Source organism: Paenibacillus forsythiae T98 (assembly GCF_000520735.1).
Lineage (GTDB): Bacteria > Bacillota > Bacilli > Paenibacillales > Paenibacillaceae > Paenibacillus_AQ > Paenibacillus_AQ forsythiae.
This window is the reverse complement of sequence record NZ_ASSC01000613.1, coordinates 1-8,112: the sequence shown is the minus strand read 5'-3', so window position 1 is coordinate 8,112 and position 8,112 is coordinate 1. Positions and strand designations below refer to the sequence as shown.

Here is an 8,112-nt window from a genome sequence, read left to right as displayed (position 1 = left end):
GAACCCGCCGACACGGCGAAGGAAGAGGCGCTGACGGCGGCCGGGGTGCAGGTGCTGCGCTGCGGCGCGGGGCCGCGTGTCGACCTGCAAGCCGCCATGACCCGGCTCGGCGAACTGGAGATCGGTTCCATCCTGCTGGAAGGCGGGGGCGAGCTGAACGGGGCGATGCTGGAGCAAGGGCTTGTGGACCGTGTGGTGCTCTTCTTTGCTCCGAAGATAGTCGGAGGGGGCGCTGCGGCGCCCGCCGCGTTTGCCTTTGACGGGGTGGAGCTGATGAAGGATGCCGTTACGCTGCGGGGTGTGGAAGTGGAAGTTCTCGGAGATAATGTGTGCATCAGCGGCATACCCGAGCTTGCATAGAAGGAGGAAGCGGAATGTTTACAGGATTGATCGAAGAAGTCGGCGTGCTGCGCGGCGTTTCCTCGGGCGGGGAAGTGATGGCGCTGCACATCAATGCTTCCGTTATTATGAACGATCTCAAGATCGGCGACAGCGTGTCGGTCAATGGCGTCTGCCTGACGGCGACCTCTTTAAGCGATCACGGCTTTACCGCCGATGTCATGCCCCAGACGTACCGCAACAGCACGCTTAAGGAGCTGCGGGCGGGCAGCCGGGTCAATCTGGAGCGGGCGATGGCGGCCGGAGGGCGTTTCGGCGGGCATATCGTGCAGGGCCATGTCGATGGAACGGGAACCATCAAGAGCGTAAAGCGCGACCAGAACGCGGTTGTATTCGAGATTGCGCCGGGCCGCAGCAGCCTGTTCAAGTTCATTATTCCGAAAGGCTCGATCACGATTGACGGGATCAGCCTCACCGTGGCGGGGACGGCGGCCTCGTCGTTCACCGTATCCATTATCCCGCACACGCTTGGTGAAACCGTGCTCGCCCATAAGCGCGCCGGAGACGGCGTCAACATTGAATGCGACGTGCTGGGCAAATATGTGGATCATCTGCTCCGCTACGGCTCCTCCCCGGAGAATAATGAGGATGAGGAAGAGGCCGCGGGCTCCCGCATCAGCAGAGATTTTTTGGCGGCGAACGGTTTTTTATAATCATCGGATAATCGGAAAATATACAGCGAACCGGGAGGTCAAAGAAATGAGCCAATATGATAACGAAGATATTCGCCTCGACCCGATTGAAGAAGCTATCTATGATTTGATGCGCGGCAAGGTTGTGATTGTTGTCGATGACGAGGACCGCGAGAATGAAGGCGACTTTATCGCTTTGGCGGAACGGGCGACGCCGGAGGTCATCAACTTCATGATTACCGAAGGGCGCGGGCTGGTCTGTCTGCCGATTACGGCGGAGCGGGCGGCGGAGCTGGATCTGAAGCCGATGGTCAGTCAAAATACCGATTTTCACGGGACGGCCTTCACCGTTTCGATCGACCACAAGGATACGACGACCGGCATTTCCGCCTATGAGCGTTCGCTGACCGCCAAGGCGATTATGGACCCGAAAGCCGGTCCGCTTGATTTCCGCAGACCCGGCCATATGTTCCCGCTGATCGCCAAGAAAGGCGGCGTGCTGCGCAGAAGCGGCCACACGGAGGCCGCCGTGGATCTGGCGCGGATGTGCGGCGCCTATCCCGCCGCAGTGATTTGCGAGGTTGTCAAGGAAGACGGCACGATGGCCCGTCTCCCCGATCTGCACGAAATCGCGAGGAAGCATGATCTGAAGCTCATCAGCATCGCGGACCTGATCCATTACCGCAATGAGAAGGAGAAGCTGGTCACCCGTGAAGTGTCGGTTCGCCTGCCCACCGATTTCGGCGAGTTCCAGACGATTGCCTATACGAACGAAGTGGATGATAAAGAGCATGTCGCGCTCGTCAAGGGGGAGATTTCCGGAGATGAGCCGGTGCTGGTGCGCGTGCATTCGGAATGCCTCACCGGCGATGTGTTTCATTCCCACCGCTGCGACTGCGGCCCGCAGTTCGAAGCGGCGCTGCGCCAGATCGAAGCCGCGGGCAAGGGCGTGTTGCTCTACATGCGCCAGGAGGGCCGGGGCATCGGCCTGATCAACAAGCTGCGCGCGTATAAGCTTCAGGAGCAGGGCCTGGACACGGTGGATGCGAACCTGGAGCTTGGCTTCCCGGCCGATCTTCGCGATTACGGAATCGGCGCGCAAATCCTGAAGGACCTGGGCGTCCGCCGGATCAAGCTGATGACGAACAATCCGCGCAAAATCAAGGGACTGGAAGGCTACGGCCTTGAGGTTGTGGAGCGCGTGCCGATCCAGATGCCGGAGAACGAGGACAATGTGAATTACCTGCACACCAAGCAGTCCAAGCTCGGGCACCTGTTGAAGTTCGATGATATCGAACAGAACGAGAGCTCCAAGGCGTAAGCCGATATTTTTCATTCACGCAAGCCAATTTTTTAAAATAAGCTACTAATTTACGGAAGGGTTGTTGATGAGTATGCCGCAGATTTTTGAAGGACATTTAGTATCGGAAGGTTTGAAATACGGAATTGTTGTAGGGCGGTTTAACGAGTTTATTACGAGCAAGCTGCTGTCCGGAGCGCTTGACGCGTTCAAGCGTCACGGCGTACAGGATGACGAAATCTCCGTGGCCTGGGTGCCGGGAGTGTTCGAAATCCCTCTGATTGCGCAAAAAATGGCCGAAAGCGGCAAGTATGACGCCGTCGTTACGCTGGGCACGGTCATTCGCGGTTCCACGACGCATTACGACTATGTGTGCAACGAGGTATCCAAAGGCGTGGCCGCGATTAACCTCAAGACGGGCGTTCCGACAATCTTCGGCGTGCTGACTACCGAGAATATCGAGCAGGCCGTCGAACGCGCCGGAACGAAAGCGGGCAACAAGGGCTGGGACGCGGCGGTATCCGCGATCGAGATGGCTAATCTTTCCAAGCTGATCTAAGGAACCGGGCATTCGGGCAAACCCGCTATTGACGAACCTGTCCAAAACGTGCTTATTTATATGTATAAGGAAGAAAGCGAACTTAATTTTGGAGTTTACGACTTGTGTAGCGCTCTTACCCGGGCGCTGCACTTTACTTTTTTGCGGGAGGTTGGCTCGTGACTGTATTGTACAAGCTGGAGACGTTTGAGGGCCCGCTGGATTTATTGCTGCATTTGATCGACAAAGCGGAAATCGACATCCAGGACATTCCGGTCAGCGAGATTACCGAGCAGTACATGGAATATTTGCGGACCATGCAGGAGCTTGAGCTGGAAATCACAAGCGAGTTCCTGGTGATGGCCGCGACTTTGCTCTCCATCAAGAGCAAGATGCTGCTGCCCAAGCCGCCAGTAATCGAAATCGAGGATTTCGAATATTACGAGGAGGAGGACTATGATCCCCGGGCGGAGCTGGTGCAGCGGCTGATCGAATACCGCAAAATCAAAAGCGTCGCAGCCCGGCTGATGGATATGGAAAGCGAACGCAGCCTTATATTTACGAAGGAGCCGGAGGATCTCGCTCCCTTTGTGCCGTCCCAGGTCGACAACACCCTGAAAGGTCTTCATGCGTCGGATTTGATCGCCGCGTTTCGGAAGGCGCTCGGCAAGGCGGCCAGACGTTCCTCCTATGCGCGGATTACAAGAGATGAAATCTCGGTCAAAGACCGCATCCGCGATGTGTCCGAGGCGCTCAGGCGAACCGGCAAGGGAGGACGGCTGCGGTTCTCGTCGCTGCTGCATGAGAGCATGGCGAGGCATGAAATCGTTGCGACCTTTCTGGCTATTCTGGAGCTGATGAAGATGAAAGCGATTCTGTGCTATCAGGAGAACCTGTTTGACGACATTGTGATGGAATGGAGAGGAGCCGAGGACTTCGATGGATTACAAGAGCCTGAAATCGATTATTGAGGGACTGCTGTTTCTGGCCGGGGAGGACGGGCTGTCCGCGCGGCAAATCGCCGAGATTACCGAGCAGCGGCCGGAGCTGGTTACAGGGGCCATGGATGAGCTGCGCGAGGAACTGGCCTCTCAGGGGCGCGGTCTTCAGGTCGTGCAGATCGCCGGCAACTACCGGCTCGCGACGCTGCCCGAGCATGCGCCTTATTTCGAGCGGCTGGCCTATTCGCCTTCCCGCGCGTCCTTGTCCCAGGCGGCGCTGGAGACGCTGTCCATCGTCGCTTACAGGCAGCCGATTACCCGGGTGGAGATTGAGGAGATTCGCGGCGTGAAATCGGAACGGGCGATTCATACGCTCGCCAATAAGGATCTCATTCAGGAGGTCGGGCGGGCGGAAGCCGTGGGGCGTCCGATCCTGTACGGAACGACTAAAGCTTTTCTGGAGACCTTCGGACTGGCCAGCCTGCAGGAGCTGCCGGAGCCTTCGGTTCTGGAAAGCGGAGACAATCTGGAAGAAGAGACGCAGCTGTTGTTCGACAAGCTGGATTCCCCCCAGGTGACAGTTGATGAAGTGGAGCAGCCCTGAAAATGAGCATGAAGAGTCCTGGACCCCATCGGCCCTGGATCTCAATGAGAAGCGCGCTATGTCCTTAACGGATGAAGCGCGTTTCTTTGCGTCATGCGAATTTTTCCAGCACGGTATTGCCATACTAAACCAAGGAGTCCTTATCAAAGGTTGCTTGGAGGTTACCACGTGAAGCTATGGCTATTGATTGGCGCCCTGCTGCTGGCTGTCTTGATCTTGCTGCTCTCTTCCCGCATTTATTTTCATTTCAGTCTGAATCGAACAGGACAGGATGACCGGATTGTGCTCAAGATTACTGCCCTTTTCGGACTGGTCAAGCTTAATTATTCGCTGCCGGTGCTCATGTTCGAAGGAGTTAAGCGCGGACTGCATGTCAGGCTGGAAGAGAGCGGCATTGCCCCGGTGAGGTCGTCGAAGGAAGATGAATCCAATATCGACAAGGATGATGTCCAGGAGTGGATGGAATATGGAAAAAAAGCGCTCCGTGCCACACAAGGACTGAAACGCTGGATGACCGATACGCTGTCGCATTTGCACATAACGAAGCTGGACTGGTCAACCAATTTTTCGCTGGGCGACGCGGCGGGAACGGCCACGGCGGCCGGGGCGCTCTGGGGGCTGAAATGGAGTCTGGTCGGGTGGGCCTCGCAGCGGGTGAAGCTCCTGCACCGTCCGCGCCTGTTCGTGGTTCCGGTGTTCGAGGATGACGTGAAATTCTCCACCGAAGTAGATTGCGCCGGAAGCATATCGGCGGGACGCGTGCTGTATGCGGGAATCCGGCTGCTGGTCCGGGCCATGCGGGCGGATGAAGGGATCAGGCAGTGGAAGGAGCTTGTGCGTGAAATCCGGTCCCGGAAACGTGAAAAAAGAGCCGCGCTGACTTAAGTGGTTACATAGTAACGCCTCTTTCGGGGGAATCTATACGTTGTCGAGGAAGTCTATTCCTAAGAAGCCGAAGGAGGATAATCATATGAGTGACCACCCCATTCAAGGTCTGATGCAGACTGCGATGGAAAATATTAAAGGCATGATCGACGTCAATACCATCGTCGGCGAGCCGGTTGAAACGAAGGATGGAACCATTATTTTGCCGATCAGCAAGGTCGCGTTCGGATTTGCCGCAGGGGGCAGCGATTTCAGTGTAGAGGATGACGGCAAGCCTGCGGCCGGGCAAAACGGCGTGAAGCTGCTCCCGTTCGGAGGCGGCAGCGGCGGCGGGGTTTCAATCCGGCCGATCGCTTTTCTTGTCGTCAGCCAGCAAGGTGTGCATATTGTGCCGCTCGACAACCAGACTCATCTTTTCGAGAAGATTATCGATGCCACTCCAGGGTTGATCGACAAAATCCAGTCGATGTTTCCGGGCCAAGGCGGAGGTGCGTCCGCGTCGCAATCCGCATCGGCACCCGAGCAACCCGTACCGGTAACAACTCCTGCCCCGGTATAACCTAAAGGGAGCTTCGGCCCGCGAATACCGTTCATGAGGAGCATGCCGCACTGACCGGCGCAGCCAGCAGCAAACATAGGGATATCGCTTAGCTGCGGTATCCTTTTTTGCGCATCGCAATAAGGAAGGGACATACCGTTCCCTGTGCAAGCATACACTTGTACAAAATGCCGATAGGAACCCGGAGGATGAACATGAAGAGAGTAAATTTCGGTTTCTTTCCAGCCCTGGTCTGCATCAGCCTGCTCCTGCTCTTCACTCCGATTGCGGCGGCTGAACCGGAGACGGAGCAAGAGAGCGTATCTACCCATGCCAAAGCGGCATCGCTGATTGATGTGGAGTCCGGGCGGATACTCTACAGCAGCCATGGCGATGAGTCGATGCTGATCGCCAGCCTGACCAAGATCATGACCGCCATCGTCGCTATTGAGAACGGCGATTTGAGCAGCAAGGTCAAGGTCGGCAAGAACGCTTTTGCCAAAGAAGGATCGTCCCTGTTTCTTAAAATGGGTGAAGAGATGACGCTGGAGAACATGCTGTACGGTCTGATGCTGCGCTCGGGCAATGATGCGGCGACGGCCATCGCCGAGCATGTCGGCGGATCGGAGGAAGGCTTTGTTCACTTGATGAACGCCAAGGCGGAGGAACTGGGACTCGCCCATTCCCATTTTGCCAATCCCCATGGTCTTGACGCCGAAGGACATTTCTCCACCGCCAATGATCTGGCCAAGCTGACAGCCTATGCGCTGCATAATCCCGTGTTCAAGGAGATTGTGAAGACGCAGGTGAAGACGGCGGACAATCCCTATGATAAATGGGACTACAAATGGAGCAATAAAAATAAAATGCTGCGGCTCTATGACGGGGCGGACGGAGTGAAGACGGGCTATACGAAAAAAGCGCTGCGCTGCCTGGTCAGCTCCGCCACCCGGGGAGAACAGCAACTTGTTGCGGTTACGCTCAATGACGGCAATGATTGGAACGACCACGCCGCGCTGCTGGATTTCGGGTTCAACCGCTTCCCGCTGAGGACGATTATCGAGCGGGGGGAGAGGCTGGAGGGCTACAATCTGGCTGCGGGCCTGAATTTCGCGTACCCGTTCCGGCAGGGAGAACAGGAGCGGTTCGTCACGGAGCTGGTTCTGAATTCGACCAAGCCGGCCAAGGACGGCGCCGACAAGAGCTTCGGGCTGCGGGGAACGCTCGTGCTGAAGCTGGACGGCAAGCCGATCGGACAGGTGCCCGTCTATGATCCAGGCCGCCTGCCGCCGGAACAGTCTCCGTATATGGACAAATCCGCTTCCACGTCGGCTTATCCGGCAGATACATGGCTGCAAGCTGCGGGCAGCGCCCTCCGCGCCCTGTTCCGGATCGGGAAGGAAGGAGGCGTCTCCCATGATTAACGTCATCTGGCTTGGAATGATCGTAATTGGCTTTGTATTCGCCGCGGTGAACGGCCGGATGGACGCCTTTACGGCCGCGGTCTTTGACGGCGCGAAGAATGGCGTGACGGTCAGCTTCGGGCTGATCAGCGTCCTCGTATTCTGGCTGGGCATCATGAAGATCGCGGAGGATGCCGGACTTCTGCGCACTATCGCCAGGCTGCTCGGGCCGATTGTCGGCTTCCTGTTCCCGGATGTGCCGAAAGGGCATCCGGCGATTGGCTTTATTCTGTCCAATATGAGCGCGAACCTGCTGGGCCTTGGCAATGCGGCGACGCCGATGGGCATCAAGGCGATGCAGGAGCTGCAGACGCTGAATCCCGACAAGGACACGGCGACCCCGGCGATGTGCACCCTGCTTGCGCTGAACACCGCCAGCATTACGCTGATTCCGGCGACGCTGATTGCGATCCGCCTGAACTACGGCTCCGCCGATCCGGCGGGCATCGTCGGGACGACGCTTGCGGCAACCTTCGTTGCGACGCTTGCCGCCATCTTCGCGGACCGGCTGTGCCGCCGGATGCATCTGCTGCGAAGGCCGCCGGGGCCGCCTGCGGAGAGCGACTTCCCCGTCCAGAGCGGATCGGCCCCGCCACATTATCAAATGAAAGGGTGATTGCCCTTGTACCAGATCATCAGCCTGATTTCAACCTGGGCCATACCCGTCATGATCGCTTTCATTCCCTTATATGCTTACGCCCGCAAGGTTCCCGTCTACGAGTCGTTCGTGGACGGAGCCAAGGAAGGCTTCGGAACGGCAATCGGAATCATTCCCCATCTGGTCGGCATGATGGTGGCGATCAGCGTGTTCC

General features: G+C 57.3%; 10 protein-coding genes and 1 pseudogene. All 11 read left to right on the top strand.

The features are described 5' to 3' along the window. Positions 1-360: RibD family protein (locus tag L692_RS0119075; RefSeq protein WP_025701665.1), on the top strand; the 360-nt coding region annotated here is incomplete at its 5' end. A gap of 14 nt (positions 361-374) precedes the next feature. After that, a complete protein-coding gene (locus L692_RS0119070) occupies positions 375-1,052 on the top strand; it encodes a riboflavin synthase (RefSeq protein WP_025701664.1) in 678 nt (225 codons plus the stop codon). Between the two features lie 46 nt (positions 1,053-1,098). Further along, entirely contained in the window at positions 1,099-2,352 is a 1,254-nt protein-coding gene (locus tag L692_RS0119065) for a bifunctional 3,4-dihydroxy-2-butanone-4-phosphate synthase/GTP cyclohydrolase II (protein WP_025701663.1), read from the top strand. A gap of 73 nt (positions 2,353-2,425) precedes the next feature. After that, a complete protein-coding gene (gene ribH, locus L692_RS0119060; protein WP_025701662.1) occupies positions 2,426-2,890 on the top strand; it encodes a 6,7-dimethyl-8-ribityllumazine synthase in 465 nt (154 codons plus the stop codon). A gap of 158 nt (positions 2,891-3,048) precedes the next feature. Continuing rightward, positions 3,049-3,840: a segregation and condensation protein A gene (locus tag L692_RS0119055; protein ID WP_025701661.1), complete on the top strand. Its 792-nt coding sequence runs from the start codon at positions 3,049-3,051 to the stop codon at positions 3,838-3,840. Further along, complete coding sequence (gene scpB / locus L692_RS0119050) at positions 3,809-4,414, top strand: SMC-Scp complex subunit ScpB (protein ID WP_025701660.1); 606 nt, start codon at positions 3,809-3,811, stop codon at positions 4,412-4,414. Before L692_RS0119055 ends, scpB begins: the two co-directional genes overlap by 32 nt. A 168-nt stretch (positions 4,415-4,582) precedes the next feature. After that, complete coding sequence (locus tag L692_RS0119040; protein ID WP_025701658.1) at positions 4,583-5,299, top strand: DUF2953 domain-containing protein; 717 nt, start codon at positions 4,583-4,585, stop codon at positions 5,297-5,299. An 85-nt stretch (positions 5,300-5,384) separates the two neighbouring features. Further along, on the top strand, positions 5,385-5,858 hold the full coding sequence (gene ytfJ / locus L692_RS0119035; protein ID WP_025701657.1) for a GerW family sporulation protein: 474 nt from the start codon (positions 5,385-5,387) through the stop codon (positions 5,856-5,858). Positions 5,859-6,046: 188 nt separating this feature from the next. After that, positions 6,047-7,261: a D-alanyl-D-alanine carboxypeptidase family protein gene (locus L692_RS0119030; RefSeq protein ID WP_051503538.1), complete on the top strand. Its 1,215-nt coding sequence runs from the start codon at positions 6,047-6,049 to the stop codon at positions 7,259-7,261. Further along, a complete protein-coding gene (locus tag L692_RS0119025; RefSeq protein WP_025701655.1) occupies positions 7,254-7,916 on the top strand; it encodes a nucleoside recognition domain-containing protein in 663 nt (220 codons plus the stop codon). The genes L692_RS0119030 and L692_RS0119025 overlap by 8 nt, the downstream gene beginning before the upstream one ends. 51 nt (positions 7,917-7,967) lie before the next feature. Next, positions 7,968-8,112: pseudogene (locus tag L692_RS0119020) on the top strand (spore maturation protein); the annotation flags it as partial.